We start from the raw sequence: 20,074 nt of genomic DNA on the forward strand, positions 1-20,074 counted from the left end.
ACCTCCTGGTTACGCAGGGGTTTGACCGGTCCGTCCAGGCGTTGGCGCGCCGTTCGGGATATGAGAGGCCCCGGTCGGCCGAGAACCGACCGGGGTTTCTTGCTGTCTCCGACACTAGAGCAGTACTGGCGCATTGACAAGTACTATGGAGAGGTGAGCAAATGAAGGAGTCGAACGAAAGGAGGGAAGTCCCGGAAATGGTGACGTTCACAGAGATCGCAAAGCGCGTGACCGACCGGAACCTCGTCTCGAGACCGATCACGCGGCAAGGCGTCCGCCACATCGCCGAGACGGATCCGGCGTGGCCTGTGCCTGCGGACCGCTGGATGAAAATTGGCAACGCCTGGGCGATGCCCTGGGAGCCCATCAAGGAGTTCTTCGAGCAGAGGGAGAGTCGCGGGCGCGGGCCCGACAAGACTCCCCGACGCCGTACAGACAGGGAGGACTGAGGTTGACGAACGCGCCGTCCGCAGGAGCTGTCCCCCACCCAGGGGTCGGCGCCGGCGACCAGACGTCGGTCTACCGCTTGCGGGACCGAGCAGGGCACCTGCTCTACGTCGGCATGGGCCGCAACCCGATGGGCCGCTGGGCGTCGCATGCCGAGCAGCACGCGTGGTGGAGCAATGTGGCCACATTCGACGTGCTCTGGTTCGACACTCGCACAGAGGCGGCAGAGGCGGAGCGGCGCGCGATTCGGGAGGAATCCCCCATGCACAACATTCACGGCCGGCCGGGCTGGGGGCGCTACACGGTGGCCAAGTACGCCGAGACCCGGAAGCGCAATGCCGCACTGCAAGCCGAGCGAAGGGCTCAGCGCCGCCTGAGTGGATCGGGGTGCAGCGACGACTAGCCAACCCGCGCGCGGGCCTCCGTTGAGGGCTTGAGCGCGCGAGCGGACGACTGGTGTGGAAGACCAGCCGCCCGCCCTGAGCAACGTCGACCTTCGCAGCCGGTCGACGGAAATGAACCAGCCCTTGTCAGAGAGGTTCCTTGTGAGCGTAACCCTTCCGCTTGGCGCTCCGCCAAGTGCTGAGTTGATCGAGTCTGCCTCATGACGGCCTCCGGCCCCGCAGACGAGCAAGACACACGCCTGCCGCCCGCAGTGACTTTCACTTCCGGCGCTGAGCTGCTGACGCGTCTGGGCATCGTCGAACGGATCACGCGCGAAGGTGTCCGGCACATCTCGACATCGGACCTGTATAGGGACGAATGGCCCTTTGGTCCTGATAAGCCACACCCGTACGGCAAGGCCGGCACGGCGGTGCTTATGGCAACCGAGCCGTTCCTTGAGTTCTTTCGCACCGTCTACCAGCGCCCGCGGCCAGAGTCCGATGAAGGCGCCACGTAGCCAGAACGCACGAACGGCCAGCGGATTTCGCAGGTCCGCTGGCCGTTCAAGCAGTACAGCGAGTGGCTGCTCGCTGATGAAGGCACTCCCCGGCAAAAGGAAGGCGCTCTCGATGAGAGTAGCCGACGGCATTGACTCCGTCAGCACAGGGCAGTCCACGTCCGGACTGGTGGCGCAATGACAGCCCCAGATCGGCCGAAGGAGCCGCACTACACCAAGGTTCCCGAGTGGGCTACCGAATCGGGCGCGAATGGCATGGAGCTGGCCGTCTACCAGCACATGGCCAAGCGTCTTCACCACACCAGCAACGAGCGGACGGTAGATCCCAGCCGCGCCAGGTTGGCTGCCGACGTTGGGTTGAAGAAACCAGACGACGTCGACCCGTACGTCCGTGCCCTTGCCACCTTGGGCCTGATCGTCATACACGCCCGTAAAGGCATGAGGACGAAGTACGAGCTGCCGCTGTGGCCGCCGACCGGATGGGAGGGCCCTGCTAACACGTTCGCAGCGGACAAGTGGGAGAGGGAGGACCCGAAGGGGTTCAAGGCGTGGAAGGCAGGCCAGCGAGCCAAAGTAGAGGCGGCTGAAGCCCCGTACGCGGCGAAGAAGCGTGCTCGTGTGACCAAGAGCAGGGCCAAGAGAGAGGCCTCGAACCACCCCGTTGCAACGGGTAGCTCCAACTCTTCCGACGTACCCGTTGCAACGGGTAGCCCCGTACCCGCTGCAACGGGTAACCACCAACCTGTTGCAACGGGTACGAACCAGGACGACCCAAACGACCAGACGAATATGGGTGACGGCCGTAGGCCAACCCCCTGTAGGGGGGCTGACGGGGGTAGCGGCTTCGCCGCGCCAGCAAGCGAGCGCGATCAGGCAGACAGCAAGCCGCTGCCGTACGGCGACATCAGCGCCGTTCTCGGGGTGGTTCCCCGTCCGCTGGCTCTTCTCCTCGAGCGGGACTTCCCGGCTGGCCTGCCTGGAACGGTGCACAAGCGAGTTACCGAAGCCCTCGAGGAACCGCGGACAGTGAACGAGGTGCAGGCTCGGATTAGCCGCAGGTGGGCCCGTTACGAGGACGACGCTCTGTCGCTGACCGGGCAGGGGATTAATGAGTCGATTGCCGTGCTGTACGCCCTGATCGCTCCATCCTGGTGCGAGGGCGGCAATGTGCGGTGTGAAGACGGGATGGACCTGGACCGCGAGGAGGAGTGCCGGATCTGCGTCGAGAAGCGGGCAGAGTTCCACGCCCAGCGCTCCCCCGGGAAGCCGGCCGACCAGACCGATGCTGACGAGGAGACACCGCAGCCCGCGGCGTACGTGCCGGAGCAGGTAGCTGCTGTTTCCCTCGAGGAGCGGGCAGATGAGTGGAGGGCCGCTCGTGAACAGGCTCGAGCCAATCGGTCCTCGGCGAAGCTCTGAGGGTGTCGCTGGCGCCTGCGCTGCGGTGCAGGCGCCAGCGGGCGATGGGCAGGTACAGACCTGGTGGTCAGTTGCGGCGCGTGCATCAAGCTTTTCGTGCATCTCGCCCCCTCTGGCTCCGGTCCGTTCGGCCCGTGAACCAGCCTGCTGCGGGTCGCGTCTGGGCAAGATTCGCTGGTGATGCACTGGTGATTCACTGCCGGTGCATCAGCGGGCATAACCTGCACAAGAAGCCGTCTACGAGGCGTGGGAGAGGGGTTTGACGGATGGTCACGGTCGAGCAGTGGACGGGCCGTGAGGCCGTGCTGCTCCAGTCCGTGATGCGGCTGTCGAATCGTGACTTCGCCCGCGTGCTGGGTGTCTCGTTCGGCACGGTCATGAAGTGGCGGCGGCAGGGCGCCGAGCTGGTGCCGCTGCCGGCCACGCAGCAGATCCTCGACTCCGCGCTCCGCGATCGGTGCACCGACGAGGAGCGGGAGGCGTTCTACGCCCGCCTCTCCCCGACCGTCCCGGCTCAGAGCGCGGCTCCCGCCGCCTCAGGGGCCCTTCCGGCGCCGTGCGTGGTTGTCAGTCACAAGTTCCTGCCCGTATACGTCGGCGAACGCCTGGCGGCCGCGTTCGGGGCTGGCCAGGACCAGCGGCCGGGGCCGGGCGGCCTCGAGCAGCGGACGCTGAGCGTCGAGCACCGCACGGCCGAGGCCGCGACGGTGCACTCCTACGCATGCGGAGTTGCCGTCGTGCACCTCGAGGAGCACCACCGCCTCGAGACGCTGACCGACCTCGCGGTGTGGCGGTACCGGTCGTACCTCACCGACCGGGCCTGGGCCGGCCGCCAACTCGCAACGCTCCTGCCCGGCCACGGCCCTGGCGCCTGCGAGCCGCACTACGTCCTGTCCGCCTATGAACTGCGCGACCACGCCTGGGACGACACCGGCCGCGAGACAGCGCTCCAGCTGCTCACCACCCCGTCCGTCCTCGTCAACCGCGAAGACCCCGACAACGTCGTCCCACTCGCCTCCGGCACCGAGGCGGAGAGGTTCACCGCGGGCTGGCAGCACCCCGAAGCCATCCCCTTCAGCGGCGGCGCCTCCAGCTCCCTCGGCTTCGCCGGCTGGTCCGGCGTCGCCTACCACCCCCACGCCGAGGAAAGCGCACTGACGATGGCCGACATCGTCGCCCTGGAGCTGGACGCCCAAGCTCTCTGGGCCCTGTCCTCCCACATCCTCGCCATGGTCGAAGCCGGACAGGATCCGGTCATGCCGGGGGACTTCGGGTGGCGCTACCTACGGGGCGCGTACTCTCGATTGACGGCGGCGAGACCAGTCGAAACCGCCCAGCACCGCGCCATGCGCGAGGCGATCCTGGCAACGTCGGAGCTGCCCTACCGGCTTCGATCAGCGCAGGACGCCTTGCGTGACAGCAGCCCCTGACCGGACGACGGAAGGCGAAGCGAGTGGATCCCCGAACGACGGCGCTCATCGTGGTGGACGTCCAAAACGGCTTCGTCAACGACCGCAGCCAGCACGCCGTCCCTGTCGTACAGCGCCTCGTCGACTCCTGGACCAAGGCCGGCGCCCCCTTGGTCTTCGCCCGCTTCTACAACGCCCCAGACTCGCCGTACGAGCGATTCACCGGCTGGACCCGGCTCCGCAGCGCCGAGGAGCAGAGCATCGTCGCCGACCTCGCCCCGTACCTCCCGTCCGCGGCCGCGGTCATCGACAAGCCCACCTCCAGCGCCCTCACCGCCGACTGCCTCCAGCTCATCCAGCGGTCCGGCTGGACGGATCTGGTGATCTGCGGCATCGACACCGACTCCTGCGTCTACGACACCGCGGTCTCCGCCTACCACGCCGGCTACCGCCCTTGGCTCGTCACCGACGCCTGCGCCTCCACCGGCGGAAACGCCTACCACGAAGCCGCGCTGCTCCTCGCCGGCCGCAACCTCGGCCGGAAGCAGCTCGTCACCACCAATGAAGTGCTGTGCCGACTGACAGCCGCCACGGTGGAGGCGGCATGAACGACCTCATCGTCATCGGCGCCGGCCCCGCCGGATGCGCGGCCGCGGTAATGGCCGCCAGCCTCGGCCAGCACGTCACCGTGGTCGAAACCGACAAGGTCGGCGGCAAGCTCCACCAGATCAGCGCCCTGGAGAACGTCCCCGGCGCCTGGGCCACCGGGCCGGCACTCGCGCAGGCCCTCGCCGCGGACCTCGCCCGGATCCAGCACTCCGGGCGCTGCACGCTGATCGAGGGCCGGGCGATCAGCGTCGCCGGGCATGACGACCGGGCCGAAGCTGTCCTCAAGGACGGGCAGGTGCTTGCCGCGGCCGCGGTCATCGTCGCCACAGGCGTTGCCGCCGTCACCCCCGCCACAGCCGACTGGATAGCTGCGCCCGACGGCCTGGACCTGCCGCCTCTGTGGCGTGCCCGGCCGGAGGAACTGCGGGGCCGCACCTACGTCCTTGGCGGCGACCGTCCTCTCGGGACGTGGCTGCGGTCGCACCCTGGCGTCACTCGTCGGCTGCACGTCCTGTACCCGGCGGCTGATCACTACAAGACCGACGAAGTGCGCGGCGACGACCGTGTCCGGCTGAGTCTCGCCGACCGGGTCACGGTGGCGCGGGAGCGGTACGGCGACGGCTACGAGGTGGTTGTCGAGGGACCGGAGGGGCGCCGCACGTTCGCCGTGGACACGTTGGTGAGCAACCTCGGGAGCCTTCCCGCAGCTCTCGACGGGCTCGTCCAAGATCCGGTTGGCTACTGCCCTCCGACCGAGCAACATCCGCGCATCTTGACCGCTGGTGACCTGAGGTCGGGTCGGTTTCAGCGGATCGTCACTGCTCAGGGGTCCGGCGCGGAAGCTGCTCTCGAGCGTTACTACGCAGCGAAGGCACCTGCGGCGAATCTGGCCTCGCGGGCAGTACGGGCCTCGGCGGTGGACGTGAGCCGCGATCTGATCGCGATGGTCGAGGCCGGGAAGGCTGACGAGTAGCCCAGGACCGGGAAAACTCTCCGAGCTTTCTGTTGCGATCACAACAGAGGGAACGCTAGGTTGTGGGGCGTGGACACCCCGGCCGCTGCCGCTAACAGCGACCAGAGTGTCGCACAACCACAAACCCCCGTCTCCACATGGGTCGTAGGGCCAGGGCAACTGTGCCCGACGACACCCGCCTGGAGGCAGATCATGACCAGCCAAAACCCGACCGCCATCAGCCACCCCAACACCCCCGCACCGTGGGGCCCCTACAGCCTGCTCCTCCTCGCCCTCGCCGCACTCCCAGTCGAACAACTTCAGCACCTGGAGCTGGTACTCCGCACCGCGGAGGCCATCGGCGGCCTCATCTGCATGCGGCTCGGCGTGCGATAGGCCGTCAAACGAGTGCGGCGCGGCCGGCGTCCGTGGCCTCCACCAGTTCCGGGCGCTCGCCGTTCGCTGTGCGCTAACCCCCGGCCCCCGCCAAGCCGCCCCGCAATACTGGCCGCACCGAACCCCGCCGACCACCACAAAGGACCGCATGAGCACTGAACCCAGCACCGAAAGCACCTTCGAACACCAACTGGGCAAGCAGATCATGGACGCCTCCCAACAGGTCAACGATCAGCAGGGCCTGCTCGACTACCTGGAAATGGTCAGCTCCGCCTCGTCCGCGCTGCACTACGGGCTGCTCAATGCCACTTGGCGCGGACAGCTATGCACTGACACTCCCCCCACGGACCGACCAGCTACGTTGAAGGTGCTGGACCAGTTGACCCGAGCTGAAGGCGTTTCGCACCCAGGGGAGGCAACCTTCCGTCGTTGTCTGCACGGCACCATGACGGCAGCCAAGGTTGTTGCAGACCTCGCAAGCACGGCCTGGTCGGCCGGGCTGACCGAGGTGACCCGCGAGAAGGTCGACGAGGCGCACGCAGAGCGCGCAAAGCAGAACCGCGAAGAGACCCTTGAGCTCTTCCAAGGGGTGATGCGCGCAGTGAAGGCCACAGTTCCTGACCATCTGCTGGGCGAGGTCGAGGCCGCGGTGCGCAAGCAGATCGAAGAGGTTAAGCAGAAGAAGGCGACGCCCGCCCCGTAACTGTCCCGAAGGAATAAACCAGCGCCCCTGGCTTCGGCTGGGGGCTCTGGCGTGTCCGCCCCCTCGGCGCCGTCGGCCCCGGCAGGATTGCCCCGTGCCACTTCCCCACACCCTCACCGAGGCCGAGCGCGATCCGGCCGTCAAGGCAGTCCTCGACGCGCTGAGCGACAGCGAAATGCGCGAGATCATCGTCGAGGCTGCCGCCCGAGCCCTCAACAACGGCAACACGACCCTCACCCCGAAGGAAGCCGCGAAGGCGCTGGGCTGCGGCGAACGGTTTCTCCTCGACGGCTGCAACAAGTACGGCTTCCCGTACATCGGCTTGGGAAAGGCAAAGCGGTTTGGGCCGCAGGAGCTGCGGGCGATCCAGGACATGTGCCGGGTGCCAGCGCAACCGTCCCGTCTCGCGAAAGCTCGCTCCGCCGCTCGCCGTAAGAAGTGATGGAGCCGTGCCGCGAACAGACTCAACGATGAGCCGGACTCCCCCACCCGGCCTCCTCTGGATCGAAGACACCGAAGCCGGGCCTGGCATCGCCTCCCGTCTCGGCATCACCCCAGGCACCTACCGGAAATGGCGAATGGCCGGGAAGGGACCGCGCGCCTTCGTTCTCGGCAAGAGGGTCGTGGCGCGGGTGGAATCCGTGGACGCCTACATCGCGGAACTAGAGTGCCGAGCGTTGCTCCCAAGTGCCGAGAGACGCCCGCCCGAGCCGAGACGGCCACGGCGAAAGGCGCATCCGTGACGACACCGGCCAGCCGACCACGCCGCCACCGAGGCGGACGGTCGACCCGCTCACCTCTGTAGGTCGCGCGTCACCTTCAGGCTTCGAAGACCCGTAACCCTCTCAAGGCCCACGCCCCCTGGCAGTCGCCCAGGGGGCGTTCGCATGCCCGCACACATTGGGCGGCCGTGACACCGACGTCCTAGATGAAGAGCACCGGCCCCACCCCGCCCCCGGGCGTCGAAGCCCGCGACTTGCGGGGCTAGGCAACCGACTCCCTAGAACCAATCGGAGACCGGCCAGCGCCCTGTGCCTCCCGTCTCGCCTCACCTGCGCCGCCCCGCCCTGGGGCCGCGTAGCCCTGCCCACACACCACGGAGACCGCCATGCCCGAAACCCAGCCACCCGTCCTCCCCGGCTACTACAGCGCCGACCGCAGCGTCCTGTGGGTCCGGTGCACGCACTGCCGAACCTGGACCGGCCACCCCCACCCCGGCGTCCGCGCAGGCCGCGTCATCGGCCTGCGGTGCGGCCGGCAGCACTGCCCGCGACGGACCGACGGATACCTCGTCGGCGTCAGCACGGTGCCTCTGCCCGAAGCGATCCGGTGCTGGGGAAAGCTGGCCTGACGCTGCTGAGCGCCCCTGGCTTCAGCCGGGGGCGTTGCCGCGCCGGGCGTACCGTGGAGGTATGGCCGGGCAGGCGCCGCGGTGCGCGTACATCCTCTGCTCCGAGCCGCTGCCGGCAGGAGCCCGCAGCGACAAGCAGTACTGCTGCCCCGCCCACAAAGCCGCCGCGCGCCGCTGGCGCCACCACTACGCCGAGGCCGTCGAGATCGGCATCGCCTTCATCCATGGCCTGGACGACGAGCACATAGCGTGCTGCCCGGTGTGCGGAAGACGGTTTGCGTTGGGCCACGGACACCGCCAGGACGCGGTGTACTGCGGACATGCGTGTCGCCAGGCCGCGTACCGAGCCCGGCGCAGGGCCGGCCAGCGGGTACGCGTAGCCGTCACGGATTCCCCCAGCGTGACGGATCCGGGTACGGCTACGAGCCGCTGACCTGCACTTACGCGGCACCATCGTGGGCCCGCGCGGGAAAGGTATTCACCGAGGTATTCCCTGACGCATACTGGGGTTATGGCTGACACCACCGTGAAGATCGACACAGAGACCCGGGACCGATTCGCGGCCATCGCCGCCGCCCGCGGCCAAAGCGTCCGCGCCTACCTCGCCGAGCTCGCCATAGACGAAGAGAACCAGATCGCCCTCGGCAGAGCGACCGCCGCGTTCCGGGAAGCCATCGCGCAGCCCGGCATCGCCGAAGCCTTCGACGCCGAGTTCGGCGGCCTACCCACGCCCACCTCCGCGCACCGGGCGGCCTGACCTTGCACCTCCACATCGACATCCGCTGGCTCCTCGACCGCCAAGAAGAACTCCTCGGCAAAGACCTCGGCGTCCTCGACTACTCCGCGCTCGTCGCCGCCGTCGCCCGGCACCGCGTAAACACCCCACAGTTGGAGCTGGGTGAACCCGACGCCTACTGGCGGGCGGCCGCACTCCTGGAGCAGATCGTGCTGCTGCGCCCCCTGCCGGCCCGCAACGAGTACTTCGGATACGGCGTCGCGGTCGCCTACATCCGCGCCTCCGGCGAAACCGTGGATGCCACCATCGAGCCCTGGTTCGACCTCATCAGGGACATCCGCGCGCTACGAGTGACCGTCTACGACGTCGCCGACCGGCTGCGGTCCATGAGGACTGGCCAGGGGGATGCACCATGACCGACGATGCCCGCTGTGCCACAGCCACAACGGCAGGAGTGGCTGACACACCGCGGCCGAAACGGCGCCCTTGCCGCTCCCCGCGCCCGGCCCCACCGTGTCGTTCACGACTGGACGACCTTTGGGGGACCCGTTGGCCGGCACCACGACACCCGCACCCCGCCCACGTGCACTCGCCGAGACCGTCCGCCGATGGCAGGGCCGGGCGCTCCTCGCCTGGGCGCGCATCCTGCAACGCACAGTGGCCGGGGACCGGCTGCGGCAGCAGCACGTCGCCCGCCGTAACCGCGCCATCCGCGCCGCGGCCGCCCGTGGCGTCACCAAGACCGCTCTCGCCCGCGCCACCGGCCTGAGCGAGGCGACCATCGGGCAGGCCCTGAAGGGTGAGCCGACCGCCGACTAGGTGTTCGGGGGTGGTTGGCGGCCCGTTGCCCTTCGGGGTGGCGGGCCGCTTCGTGCTTTGAGCTGGGGATTTGCAGGGCGTGCAAATGAGGTTTGCGGCCGTGGCGCTGCCGGAGCCGTTCGGCCTCGAGCTGGACACCAGCAGCCTCTGACCCCCGCACGGCGGGCGAGGCCTGGCGCGTGCCGGTGGTCCTGACTTTCCAACCCTCAATACATTGACGGGGCACCGGCGGCCCCTGACCCGGCGGGCGGTGGCAATTACGTTGTGCCGAGGGGCACGTGTTCAGCACCACTTCGTGGATTCATCATCGGTACGCCGCTCGCCTTGTTCGCCTCGTGCAGAGCACGCGTTGTGACGTCGCTCACAAAAGCGCGAGAGGGAGCTTCAAGGTCAAGGGCTCAACCTGGCTCCCTCAGAGCAACATTCGCGGAATCGTGAAACCGGCCGACGCGACCAGTCATCCACAACTAGGCCCGAGACAAAAGGTGTTCGCCCTGCGGGTCGGTAGGATCGGGGCAACGCCGCCTCACCGCGACGCCGCAACGCAGAAGAGAGCCCTCTCGACTAATGGCCTAGGAACCGGGTCGAGAACGGGCTCTCCATGCGATGCGCCACTCCACGAGGTCCGCAAGGACCCCAACATTTCTTGGAGTACACCGTGAAACCCGAAGGTACCACCCCGCCCGGGGAGGGCAACGGCAACCGCCGCGCCCGCTACTACCAGCGACTGCGCCGCGCCCTGCAGTGGCGCCGGCGCCCGACGCGGCAGAACCTCCCGACGTGGCAACGGCGCCCTCTGTGGCAGGAACCCCTCCGTGGCGCCCTGTACACGGCCGGCGGCAGCGCCATCACCCTGCTGACCCCCTGGATCCAGCACTGGCTCCAGAGCCGTATGTGACCCAGGCCTGAGCGCGCTGCACCCCGGGCGGGAGCTCGTCCGGGGTGCAGCGCGTCACCGGCAGCCCGCGCACCGGCAAGGCCACCCTGGCGCTCACCATCACCGGCGGCACCCGACCAGCCGCGGCCGTGCGCATGTTCGGCCCGTCTGCATCTACCCGGCCCGCGGCCAGCTCGCCAAGATGACGCCATGCCCGATGCCCACTGCTCAAAGTGCTGCCCCATCAAGCCACCCAAACCCGAGGTGCCCGCCCCGTGGCCGGCCAGCGCCCTGGTGTGGCTGGCGATCCTCTGCACCGTCGGGACGGGCCTGTACGCGCTCGTGATGTGGGCGGCGTCGAGCCTGTTCTGAGTCGAGCATTCAAGCGCCGAGCCAGGCCCAACTCCGGCAGGATGCTGGCATGGCCGACAACGACGCCCCCGCCCAGTTCCCCCAAGCCGCCGCGGACGCCCTGCGCGCCTTCAACCACGCCACCCTCAGCAAACGCGACGGCTGGGAACAGCCCGGCGATGCCTACACCACGATCGGCAGCCTCACCGAACTGGCCGCGCGCCTGCCCCAAGCAATCGGGCAGACCCACCGCCTCGTACGCGACCTGGAAGAGTCCGGGCACCTACGCAGCGACAAGGGCACGCTCGACCAGGACTTGGCCTACGCGTACGACGGTCTGCGTGAAGCGCGGGATCTCGCCGAGCGGCTGGGGGCTGCCCTTTCTCGCGCACACAGCGGACTCGGTCCCATCGGCCACCAGGACTGACGCTCCGCTGGGAGACCACCGGACAGGGGCAACACCCCGGCAGATCCGAGCCAGCATGGACGGATGCCCACTCTCTCCACGCACCTCTCCCCCGCCCACGCCGCCGGCCTCCCCCTCCAGCGCACCACCACCCCGCGGACGGCGACCACCGGCACCGGCGCGGGCGGCCTCGTCGCCAACGGCCCGGTGTTCGCCGGCACGGGCTGGCGCATCACCACCCAGTGCCGCGTCTACTGCCTCAGCCCGTCGCAGCAGTACACGATCACGTTCCCCACGCAGGCCCTCAAGGACCGCTACACCCCGTACCTCACCGCCGCCGTCGCGCAGCTCGTCACCGCCGGCGTCAACCTGGCCATCGGCGGCGTGGAGACCCCCGACTACTCCACCGTGCCGCCCCTCGGGCACATCCAGTACGGCGAGGCGTACCGGCCCGTCGGAACCGCGGGATACAGCCAAGGCCTCCCCTGCTACAACACCGCCACCAACGCGGTCTGGGGCGGCTACGTCCTGATCGACACCGAGTACTGGGACGGCACCTGGACCATCACCACCATCAAGCTCAAGAACACGCTGGTCCACGAACTCCTGCACACGCTGGGCCTGGACCACTGCAACAGCGACATGAACAACGACGGCGCCATCGCCTCCTACGAGACGGTCAAGGACACCACCGGCGTCAGCCCGATCATGACCAGCCCCAACGGGGGCTACCAGGACTCCCGGGCCGGCACCCTCACCCCGTACGACCTGAACGGCATCAAGCAGTTGCTGGCCAACGCCACCGCCCTCGGCGTCAGCTGAATCCCGCCCGAACCCGAGCCCCGGCCCGGCGCCCCGCACCCAGGTCCGCTGTCAGTGGCCGCTGCGATACTTCGGACAAACACCCCGAACCGGAGGACAGCGCCATGACCGACGATCCCGCCGCCCTCGCCTACCAGCTCGCGCAGCAGGTCCACGCACTGAACGCGGCCACGGAGAAGCCTTCCGCGTTCACGGGTACAGCGGACGTGCGGGACGTCGCCGAAGGCCTGCACCTCGCCGTCGAGCAGCTGCCGCAGGCCTTGGAGCAGCTGTCGGCCGGCATTCGCGCCCTGGAGGAGCAGGCCCTTGAGGGAGACGGTGCGGGCGGTACGGACGGGGGTGCTTCGGTGCCGCTGCGGGGGCTGCTGAACGCGAGGCAGGCGTTGGTGGTGGCTCGGGGTGAGCTGCGGGGCGTGGTGGAGGCTCTGGCGGGCGCGTGTGGGCCTGTGGTGGAGGGCGTGTAGCGCGCCTGGATTGTTCGCGTTGAGCCCCTGCCCGGCGGGTGGGGGCTTTCGTGTACCCACCCGTGCCTGCATTTCTGTGGCGATCACAACATAAACAAGGTAGAGTCGAGACAAGCAGCAACCGGGCAACACACCACGCCGGACCGCGCAACCATGAACCCCTCCCAAGGAGCACCCATGACCACCGCCCTCCAGCCCCTGCCCACCACCCCCGAACAGCTCATCGACCTCGTCATCAACCAGCCGGCAGGAACCGACCTGCACGCGCAGCTCTCGGCCCAGGTCGGCGGCCGCCAGGCCAGGCGCATCCTCGCCCGCACCCACGGCCTGATCGCGGACCGCCTGTGGGCCGAAGCAGCCTGAACCCCTGTGCCCCGGACTCCCCCAGCCGGGGCACAGGTCTACCCAGACCCGGGCAACACCCGCGCGATACCGCGAAACCATGGACACCCGCCCCAAGGAGCCCCGAATGCCGCTCGACATGACCGGCGACGCACGCCACAACCCCAGCGTCCACTACCGCCGCTACCTCGACCGCGACAACAAGGTCACCATCGTCTGCGTCCAGAACTTCGACTACTACGACTACGACGCCTCCCGCTTCGCTGACTACGCCAGCTTCGACACCGATCTCGAAGCCCAGTACGCACCCATCAGCCCCGACGACGCCCTCGACGCCGCACGCGAACTCCCCGGAGACCGCGTCGCGGCCGCCCAAGCAACGCGGCTCGCAAGCGCCATCCGCATCCACAACACCCTCGCCGACGGCAACCAGGCCCTCCTGCAGCACCTGGACGAGGTCATCGACGTGGAAGCCGGCCTGCGTCAAATCCTCGACCACGGCAAGGAGCAGCAGTGACCGACGACCTGCGGCAGCGCATCGCCGATGCCTTCTATGACACCTACGGCCAGCAGAACCGCGACCGCTCCCGCGCCATCGCCGAAGCGTCCCTCGCCGCCGTCCAGCCCGAACTGGACGAGCTGCTGCACTACCGGAACGCCATCGTCTGGGAAACGTCCTGCCTGTCCTGCTCCCGCATCCTCGACAACGCACGGGCGCGGGAAGAGGAACTGGAGCGGAACATCGACTACCTCAAGCGGAACATCCGCAGGTCCCGGGACCAGGTAGATGGCTACGACCAGGATCTGGCAGCAGCTAAGGCCGCCATCGACCGGGCCCGCGCATTGCACCGTCCCGTCAAGCACCTTGGCCGAACGATCTGCGTTGACTGCTCCGCCTGGGACGGCAAGGGGTCAACCGATAACTCGCCCGTCGACTACGACCAGTGCGCCACCATCCGCGCCCTCGACGGGCCAGCCGAGCAGCCCCTGTGTGCCGAATGCGGGCACCCGCAGGACGAGCACGAAGACGCCGACGAGCCCGTATCCGTCGGCCTCTGCAAGACCTGCGACGCGAAGGGCAGCGACGACGCCTGGCACGACTACGAACCCGAGGAGGCCTGATGGCCCGCCTGACGTCAGTGCCCGCACCCGCCAAGGCGGACAGGCCGAAGCGCAGCTACGCGGAGCGGATCAGCGCCATCTACGAGGACCCCCGCGTCGGCCACGAAGCCCGCGAACTGCTGCTCGCTGTGAGCTACGGCATCCAGCAGGCGGCGGAGAGCGGCGTCAACCCCCTGAAGACCGCCCGCCGAGTCCTGGGCCGCGACAGTGCCGGCCAGCTCCGCTACAGGCTGCTCGTGAAAGCCGACGCCCCCCGCTACGAACCACCGCGCGAAGCCGGTAACTGGGGCCCGTCCGGAGCGCCAACCTGTGAGGCGCCGCGCCTCCGCCCGTACAAGCCCCGGGGCTACATTCCGCACAACAAGCCCGACCCGACACTGCCCGAGCCCACACCCATCCGGCAGCCCGTCATCCCGCCTGACATCGCGGCCTTCGTTGCCGCCTTTCAAGCGCAGGGCGGGGTAACCCACCGCCCGCCGCGGGATTGGCGCACCGAGGACGGCGTATGCGGCGCCCAGTCTCACCACCGTGTTCTGGAGAAAGACCCGCGCACCGGCTGGACGATTCCGCACTGGTTCTGCAAGCGGCACAAGGGCCACGCTGACCGCGTCGCCGCACAGGTCCGTGAGCAGAACGAGCAGGCTCCCGAGCCGATCCCGAACCGTGGCGGACTGTTGGGCTGCTACTTCCAGGCGGACTGGGAGACGGTCTACCGGCACTATCTGCCGGGCTGGACGGTCCCGTCGTACGGACTGTGCGCAGACGACTGGCCGGCGCCTGAATCCGCGGTGAAGCGTGGGCGCCTTCGCGTGCTGGTCAGCAGTGTCGATACCGGCGGCGGCATGTAACGCCCCAGTGTCATGTGCGGGGTTCGCGTGCAGGCCGGGCCCTGGTGGGTGTGAATCCCGTGATGGCCACCGCTCCACTCGAACGAGCGATGGAATCAGGCGAAGGCTGGGTGATACATCTAGTCAATAAGACAGGTGCACTTCACGCCACACCCCTTACGTGCGCTTGGCGGGCCACCGGCAGGCTGCGAACTACCGACGACCCGCCCAAGCGGACAGACCACCGCCCGAGACTGCTGAACCCGGGCGGCTAGCGGCATACGCGACCGCCGCACCCCAAGCATGAATGAACAATCAACCAAATACATCTGGCGGGTTTTCACCGGAAAAACCGCCCCACAAACACCCCTACCGCCCAACAGGCCTCACGTGATAACGGGAGAACACCCTTGGACGCCACGTCCCTCCAAACCCTGCTCGTCAAGCACCGCAGCCTCATCGACCCCGAAGTCCACGGCCTGTCCCGCCCCACCCGGCAAGGCCGCCGCGCACCAGGGCTCTCGCAGCAGCAGATGGACGGACTCCTCCACCGCACCGGCGGCACCTACGCCCGCCTCGAAGCCGGCCGCCACAAGAACCCGTCCATAGAACTCCTCCGCGACGTCGCCCTCATCCTCGTCATGTCCGAGCAGGAGTGGGTGGCTCTGTGCCGCTACGCGCGCGGCGAAGACCCGCCCTCAGCTCTCCGCCCCCGCTCAGGCAAGATCGTGCCCGGGATGTGGAAGGACGCCGTCGACGGCATCTCCCACATGGCGTACGTGACGGACTGCTCCTACAACCTGCTGTGCCACAACCAGGCGTTCGCCGGCCTGTTCCCCGAGACGGGCCCGCCGGGCAACATGATGCGGGGCATGCTCCTCGAGGACACGTTCCGCGGCACCCTCCCCGACCCCAGGCGCGGCAGCACCGCCCGGCCAGGCATCCTCACCGACTGGGCCACCGTCTGGGCCCCCTACGTCCTGCCCCAGCTCCTCGCCGCCCGCGCGCTGATGCCCGACGACCCGATCCTCAAGGCCATTGAGCACGACGTCCGCGACGACCCCCGCACCGGACCCATCTACGCATCCGGCACCGCCACCCAGGTCCACCCCGACGGCAACGAACGCCCCCTGCTGCACCCGACGCTGGGCCCGAGCTGGGTCAACATCTGCGCCGCGGGCCCGCTGTCGTCTCCGAACTCACGCCTCATGATCGTGATGGTGTACCCGGGCGAAGAGCAATCCCACGGCCGGCTCCCGCACCTTTACGCCAAGGTGTCGTGAACCTGCAACCTCGCCAAGGGCATTCCGTATCGTTTTCAACCGTAGGGTAAAACCCTCGCTAAACACATGATGCGGAGTGCCCCCTGATGCCCACTCACGTCTCACGCCCCGCAATAGCCAAGGCCAAGCACCTGGCCACCGCTGATCAAACCTGCGACAACATCACCCTGCACCACGCGGATCACCCCAAACTGGGCACCGCGCTGCGCCTGGTCCGCAACACGGGCGTCGAGACCCGCTACCTCCACCACCCCCTCGACTCCGAGCAGATCTCCGGCAGCCTCGGCATCGCCGACCGCAACCAGCAGGCATGGAACGACGCCGCCACCCTCGCCGAGAAGGCCGCGACACGGGCCCTCGAGAACGCCGGCCTCCGGCCACACGACATCGACGCCATCGTCACCAGCAACACCACCAGCTGGGCGAGCCCAGGCCTCGACGTCCACCTCGTCGAAACCCTCCGCCTCCGCCCCGACGTCCGGCGTATCGCCCTCGCCACCGTCGGCTGTATCGGCGGCGCCCAGGCCCTCACCCGCGCCGCGGACCTCGTTGCGGCGCACCCGGGTAGCCGCGTCCTCGTCGTCGTGTCCGAGGCGCTGTCCACGATCTATCATCACGCGGACAGCGCGCTGGAGTCGATGATCTACAAGGCTCTGTTCGGCGACTCCGCCGGCGCCTGCGTCGTCTCCGCCGACCAGCTCACAACCGGTATGCGCATCGAAGACACCTGGGAATACCTCCTCCCCAACTCCCGCGACCGCTACTGGGGTCGCATCGACGAGCTGGGCATTCACTTCGACTCCACCCGCGCCGCCACCGAGGCACCAGGGGACGCTATGCCCGCCCTGGTGGAGTGGCTGAAGGGCCGCGACGCCACCAACCCGGACTGGACAGTCGTCCACGCCGGCGGGCCCGCCATCCTCACCGCGGCACAGCAAGGCCTCGACCTCACCGACACCCAGCTCGCCCACTCCCGGGCCAGCCTCCGCGAGGTCGGCAACCTCGGCGGTATCAGCGTCCTGGACGTCCTCGCCCGCACGTACGCCAGCCCACCCGCCAACCGCGACAAGGGCGTGATGCTGGCCTACGGGCCCGGGTTCACCACCGCCGCACTCACCGGCACCTGGACCGCCTGACCGATCCGCCGGCGCCCTGTGCCACCCTTGGCACTGCCCGGCGGGACCGCGCCGAAGGAAGCCGATGCGACCGCCGGGCCCCACCACGCACAGGGGCAATGCCCGGCCGAATCCGCGCCAGCATGAAGCATGGCCCCTTCCCCCGAACCACAGCCCGGCGACTGGCACGAAACCCTCGTCGACCTCCTCGCCATGGACCGCGGCATACCCGAGGACCGCGCCCGCCGTTTCCTCGCCCGGTACGCCGAAGAGGCGCGCGCCTCCGCCCCAATCCCCAGCGAGCAGCGCTCCGATGCGCTGGCCGCCATCGACCGGGTTCAGGCCGTCGCCCGGGATTGGGAGTTCATGAGCGGCCGCACCGCAGCCCGCAACGAACTCCTCGCCGCACTCAACGGACCCAGCGGGGAGCAGCGGTGAGTGACCGTGCGTGCAGCCTCGTCGGCGCGCTCATCGGCGTCACGGCCGGCGCCGTCCTCACCCTGGCCGCGGCACGCGCCGCCGTCGACTGGGTTATCGCCCAAGCTGCAAAGGCCGACTGAGGCGGTTGGCTCAGCTATCGGTGTCAGGTTCCGGTCGACATGGAGGGTTCGCGTCGGGGCGTCGGACGTACCACTCCATGAATAAGCGCAGTTCGGCCGATCGGTCGCTGTCGACACTTGCTGCTGCTGCTCCGAAGTCCTTCCAGAGCTGGTCAGGGATCCGACGGATCCCACGAAGTTTCTCGCTGTGCACGTTGGCCATGGAATGAATCCTCGCAGGGTGGTTGACCACCCGTCAAGCGTGTGTCATTCTAAGCACATCAAGGTGGTTAACCACCTCTGATCAGCAGAAGCACCACCAACCGGGGAGGGCCACATGACCGCCACCATCGAGACCGGCACCATCGTCCGATGCCCCAAGCGCGTCGACGGTCAGATCGTGGGCACCCGCAAGGCCGTCGTCCTCGGCCTGTTCAACCCCAACGACCCCAACAGCGGATACGGCGTCTGGTTCTACACCGCCGGCCCCGCCGACACCGGCACCCTCACCCTCGCCTTCGAGCGCGAGCTCACCCCCGTTGGAACGATCGAGGACATGTCCGAGCGCACCCTGCTCAACCTCGAGCGCGACGGCCGCAACTTCTCAGGCGCCCACGCCCTGCGCATGAAGGCCAGCACCCTCCGCCTCCGCAAGGCCAGCGCTCGTCGCGGCTACTGATCGCGCCCCGGCGCCTGCCCCCAGGGGCAGGCGTCTCTATCAGCCACTGGCATCAAGGAGCGGTATGGGAGCCCTGAATGGAACCCCAGAACAGCACGGTCACGCGGGCTTCCCTCACCCCACGGACCGGCTGGCCGGGCGTCTCGTAGACCACCTCGCGCGCCGCATAGGCCACCAAGCCGCAGTGTCCTGGGTCCACGCGGGAGCCGTGCTGTGGTGGACCAACTCGCACAATCTGTTTCCCGGCGCTACACCAGCGTCAACCGCAGACGGTATACGCGAAGGCGTCAAACGCCTCGCGGAAGCACACCCATCTCTCAATGGGTTCGCCGACCCGCAACAAACCGCCCTATGGAACGCAGGCATCGAAGACACTGAGGCGCAAGCGATCCACGAACTGTGGGAAAAACACCCTCCAGCGGACCCTCCATGCAGGCCACATGGCTACCTACTCGGCAACGCCTACCAGGCCCTGTCCGAGGAGTCCCGCAAGCACCGCGCACTGGCCCAAACCCCGCGCTACATCACCGACCTGCTCCTGGACCTGGCATTCCACCCTGCCGCAGCCCGCTGGGGCATGGACAGCTTCCAGGCCATCGACCCTTCATGCGGAACAGGTCACATCCTGTACGAGATGCTGGCCGCTGCGCAGGCGTGGACGCCTGGCGGACGCCGAACCGAGCGTCTCATGCAGCCCGGCGAGCGGCTGGAGCGTGCCCTCCACGTGGTGCACGGGGTGGACCTGGACCCGTATGCGGTGCTGATAGCCAGGCTGCGGCTGGTCGCCGCGGCCACCCTGTGGCTGAGTGCGAATCGCGTTAACCATCCGACGCTGCCGGACCGTATGCCCGATGATTGGCCGGTCAACGTGACCGCAGCGGACACCCTTCTGGACCGGACCGAGCCCCTGCTGGAGCGCGGCCGATATCACGTCGTGGTGGGCAATCCGCCATACGTGACACCGAAGACCGCTGAGCAGCGAGATGCGGTGCGTGCCTCGTACCCACAGGTGTGCCATATGAAGTACGCCCTGTCGTTGCCGTTCCACCAGCTAATGACTGACCTCCTCGTCCCGGGCGGGTGGTGCGCACAGCTGACCGCAAACTCCTTCATGAAGCGGGAGTTCGGTCGGCGATTCGTTGAGGAGTACCTGCCGCGACAGGACCTGCGCTGGGTGATCGACACGGCCGGCGCCTACATTCCCGGCCACGGAACCCCAACGGTGATCCTCGTCCACCGCAACCAAGCACCGGTCGGCGACACCGTATCTGCGGTACTCGGTATCCGCGGCGAGCCGGCAAAGCCAGAGGACCCCTCACGCGGCGTGGTGTGGCAGAGCATCGCCAGCAAGGTACGGGAGAAGCTGGCGTTTCAGAGACTGGCGGCCGCCGCAGAGCGCGAGATAGGGCCAGAGCCAAAGTCCCCGCCAGTCATCGAGCCGAGCGTGAAGGTCGTGAAACAGCTGTCTCTGTTCGGCGAATCACTGGCAGACGCAGCCTGATCGA

Annotated in this window: 30 protein-coding genes; all 30 read left to right on the forward strand. The window is 68.3% G+C overall.

Annotation, left to right across the window (positions count from 1 at the left end; translation table 11 throughout):
* The first annotated feature begins 161 nt into the window (after positions 1–161).
* The 30 genes from ACGFR7_RS32935 to ACGFR7_RS33080 all read left to right on the forward strand — a co-directional run bounded on the left by ACGFR7_RS32935 (position 162) and on the right by ACGFR7_RS33080 (position 20,070).
* Entirely contained in the window at positions 162–449 is a 288-nt protein-coding gene (locus tag ACGFR7_RS32935) for a hypothetical protein (RefSeq protein ID WP_318298010.1), read from the forward strand.
* 2 nt (positions 450–451) lie between these two features.
* Positions 452–850 (forward strand): GIY-YIG nuclease family protein, encoded by a 399-nt coding sequence (locus tag ACGFR7_RS32940; protein ID WP_190842865.1) that lies wholly within the window; start codon positions 452–454, stop codon positions 848–850.
* 201 nt (positions 851–1,051) lie between these two features.
* On the forward strand, positions 1,052–1,348 hold the full coding sequence (locus ACGFR7_RS32945; protein ID WP_393326323.1) for a hypothetical protein: 297 nt from the start codon (positions 1,052–1,054) through the stop codon (positions 1,346–1,348).
* Positions 1,349–1,525: 177 nt separating this feature from the next.
* A complete protein-coding gene (locus ACGFR7_RS32950) occupies positions 1,526–2,767 on the forward strand; it encodes a hypothetical protein (RefSeq protein ID WP_393326326.1) in 1,242 nt (413 codons plus the stop codon).
* A 266-nt stretch (positions 2,768–3,033) separates the two neighbouring features.
* Positions 3,034–4,197, forward strand: coding sequence for an XRE family transcriptional regulator (locus ACGFR7_RS32955; protein WP_393326329.1), 1,164 nt, complete (start codon positions 3,034–3,036; stop codon positions 4,195–4,197).
* Between the two features lie 23 nt (positions 4,198–4,220).
* A complete protein-coding gene (locus tag ACGFR7_RS32960) occupies positions 4,221–4,784 on the forward strand; it encodes an isochorismatase family cysteine hydrolase (RefSeq protein WP_393326332.1) in 564 nt (187 codons plus the stop codon).
* Positions 4,781–5,758: an FAD-dependent oxidoreductase gene (locus tag ACGFR7_RS32965; protein ID WP_393326334.1), complete on the forward strand. Its 978-nt coding sequence runs from the start codon at positions 4,781–4,783 to the stop codon at positions 5,756–5,758. Before ACGFR7_RS32960 ends, ACGFR7_RS32965 begins: the two co-directional genes overlap by 4 nt.
* Positions 5,759–5,950: 192 nt before the next feature.
* The gene (locus ACGFR7_RS32970; RefSeq protein WP_393326337.1) at positions 5,951–6,133 is read left to right on the forward strand and encodes a hypothetical protein; all 183 of its coding nucleotides are present in this window, start codon (positions 5,951–5,953) and stop codon (positions 6,131–6,133) included.
* Between the two features lie 148 nt (positions 6,134–6,281).
* The gene (locus ACGFR7_RS32975; RefSeq protein ID WP_393326340.1) at positions 6,282–6,836 is read left to right on the forward strand and encodes a hypothetical protein; all 555 of its coding nucleotides are present in this window, start codon (positions 6,282–6,284) and stop codon (positions 6,834–6,836) included.
* Between the two features lie 94 nt (positions 6,837–6,930).
* Positions 6,931–7,278: a hypothetical protein gene (locus ACGFR7_RS32980; RefSeq protein ID WP_393326342.1), complete on the forward strand. Its 348-nt coding sequence runs from the start codon at positions 6,931–6,933 to the stop codon at positions 7,276–7,278.
* Between the two features lie 666 nt (positions 7,279–7,944).
* Positions 7,945–8,187 carry a hypothetical protein gene (locus ACGFR7_RS32985; RefSeq protein ID WP_393326345.1) on the forward strand — a complete coding sequence of 81 codons (243 nt, stop codon included), beginning with the start codon at positions 7,945–7,947 and terminating at the stop codon, positions 8,185–8,187.
* Positions 8,188–8,248: 61 nt separating this feature from the next.
* On the forward strand, positions 8,249–8,620 hold the full coding sequence (locus tag ACGFR7_RS32990; protein WP_393326346.1) for a hypothetical protein: 372 nt from the start codon (positions 8,249–8,251) through the stop codon (positions 8,618–8,620).
* 78 nt (positions 8,621–8,698) lie between these two features.
* A complete protein-coding gene (locus ACGFR7_RS32995) occupies positions 8,699–8,944 on the forward strand; it encodes an antitoxin MazE7 (protein WP_393326349.1) in 246 nt (81 codons plus the stop codon).
* A gap of 2 nt (positions 8,945–8,946) precedes the next feature.
* Complete coding sequence (locus ACGFR7_RS33000; protein ID WP_393326351.1) at positions 8,947–9,339, forward strand: toxin Doc; 393 nt, start codon at positions 8,947–8,949, stop codon at positions 9,337–9,339.
* Between the two features lie 133 nt (positions 9,340–9,472).
* The gene (locus ACGFR7_RS33005; RefSeq protein ID WP_393326353.1) at positions 9,473–9,742 is read left to right on the forward strand and encodes a helix-turn-helix domain-containing protein; all 270 of its coding nucleotides are present in this window, start codon (positions 9,473–9,475) and stop codon (positions 9,740–9,742) included.
* Between the two features lie 658 nt (positions 9,743–10,400).
* Positions 10,401–10,640, forward strand: a complete 240-nt coding sequence (locus ACGFR7_RS33010; protein ID WP_393326356.1) for a hypothetical protein — start codon at positions 10,401–10,403, stop codon at positions 10,638–10,640.
* 189 nt (positions 10,641–10,829) lie between these two features.
* Positions 10,830–10,991, forward strand: a complete 162-nt coding sequence (locus ACGFR7_RS33015; protein ID WP_393326359.1) for a hypothetical protein — start codon at positions 10,830–10,832, stop codon at positions 10,989–10,991.
* Between the two features lie 49 nt (positions 10,992–11,040).
* On the forward strand, positions 11,041–11,397 hold the full coding sequence (locus tag ACGFR7_RS33020) for a hypothetical protein (RefSeq protein WP_393326361.1): 357 nt from the start codon (positions 11,041–11,043) through the stop codon (positions 11,395–11,397).
* A gap of 63 nt (positions 11,398–11,460) precedes the next feature.
* Positions 11,461–12,198, forward strand: coding sequence for a hypothetical protein (locus tag ACGFR7_RS33025; protein ID WP_393326364.1), 738 nt, complete (start codon positions 11,461–11,463; stop codon positions 12,196–12,198).
* Positions 12,199–12,302: 104 nt separating this feature from the next.
* Positions 12,303–12,662, forward strand: a complete 360-nt coding sequence (locus tag ACGFR7_RS33030; RefSeq protein ID WP_393326367.1) for a hypothetical protein — start codon at positions 12,303–12,305, stop codon at positions 12,660–12,662.
* A gap of 177 nt (positions 12,663–12,839) precedes the next feature.
* Entirely contained in the window at positions 12,840–13,025 is a 186-nt protein-coding gene (locus ACGFR7_RS33035) for a hypothetical protein (RefSeq protein ID WP_393326370.1), read from the forward strand.
* A gap of 106 nt (positions 13,026–13,131) precedes the next feature.
* A complete protein-coding gene (locus tag ACGFR7_RS33040) occupies positions 13,132–13,521 on the forward strand; it encodes a hypothetical protein (protein ID WP_393326373.1) in 390 nt (129 codons plus the stop codon).
* Positions 13,518–14,126 carry a hypothetical protein gene (locus ACGFR7_RS33045; RefSeq protein ID WP_393326375.1) on the forward strand — a complete coding sequence of 203 codons (609 nt, stop codon included), beginning with the start codon at positions 13,518–13,520 and terminating at the stop codon, positions 14,124–14,126. The genes ACGFR7_RS33040 and ACGFR7_RS33045 overlap by 4 nt, the downstream gene beginning before the upstream one ends.
* Positions 14,126–14,974: a hypothetical protein gene (locus ACGFR7_RS33050; RefSeq protein WP_393326377.1), complete on the forward strand. Its 849-nt coding sequence runs from the start codon at positions 14,126–14,128 to the stop codon at positions 14,972–14,974. Before ACGFR7_RS33045 ends, ACGFR7_RS33050 begins: the two co-directional genes overlap by 1 nt.
* Before the next feature lie 389 nt (positions 14,975–15,363).
* Positions 15,364–16,236 carry a helix-turn-helix domain-containing protein gene (locus ACGFR7_RS33055; RefSeq protein ID WP_393326379.1) on the forward strand — a complete coding sequence of 291 codons (873 nt, stop codon included), beginning with the start codon at positions 15,364–15,366 and terminating at the stop codon, positions 16,234–16,236.
* 86 nt (positions 16,237–16,322) lie between these two features.
* Positions 16,323–17,372 carry a PhlD gene (locus ACGFR7_RS33060; protein ID WP_393326382.1) on the forward strand — a complete coding sequence of 350 codons (1,050 nt, stop codon included), beginning with the start codon at positions 16,323–16,325 and terminating at the stop codon, positions 17,370–17,372.
* Positions 17,373–17,501: 129 nt separating this feature from the next.
* On the forward strand, positions 17,502–17,789 hold the full coding sequence (locus ACGFR7_RS33065; protein ID WP_393326385.1) for a hypothetical protein: 288 nt from the start codon (positions 17,502–17,504) through the stop codon (positions 17,787–17,789).
* On the forward strand, positions 17,786–17,911 hold the full coding sequence (locus tag ACGFR7_RS33070) for a hypothetical protein (protein WP_393326388.1): 126 nt from the start codon (positions 17,786–17,788) through the stop codon (positions 17,909–17,911). Before ACGFR7_RS33065 ends, ACGFR7_RS33070 begins: the two co-directional genes overlap by 4 nt.
* Before the next feature lie 316 nt (positions 17,912–18,227).
* Positions 18,228–18,569 carry a DUF6409 family protein gene (locus tag ACGFR7_RS33075; RefSeq protein WP_393326391.1) on the forward strand — a complete coding sequence of 114 codons (342 nt, stop codon included), beginning with the start codon at positions 18,228–18,230 and terminating at the stop codon, positions 18,567–18,569.
* 184 nt (positions 18,570–18,753) lie between these two features.
* On the forward strand, positions 18,754–20,070 hold the full coding sequence (locus ACGFR7_RS33080; protein WP_393326393.1) for an Eco57I restriction-modification methylase domain-containing protein: 1,317 nt from the start codon (positions 18,754–18,756) through the stop codon (positions 20,068–20,070).
* Positions 20,071–20,074: the final 4 nt, after the last annotated feature.

It is taken from the genome of Streptomyces sp. NPDC048516, from assembly GCF_043199875.1.
Lineage (GTDB): Bacteria > Actinomycetota > Actinomycetes > Streptomycetales > Streptomycetaceae > Streptomyces.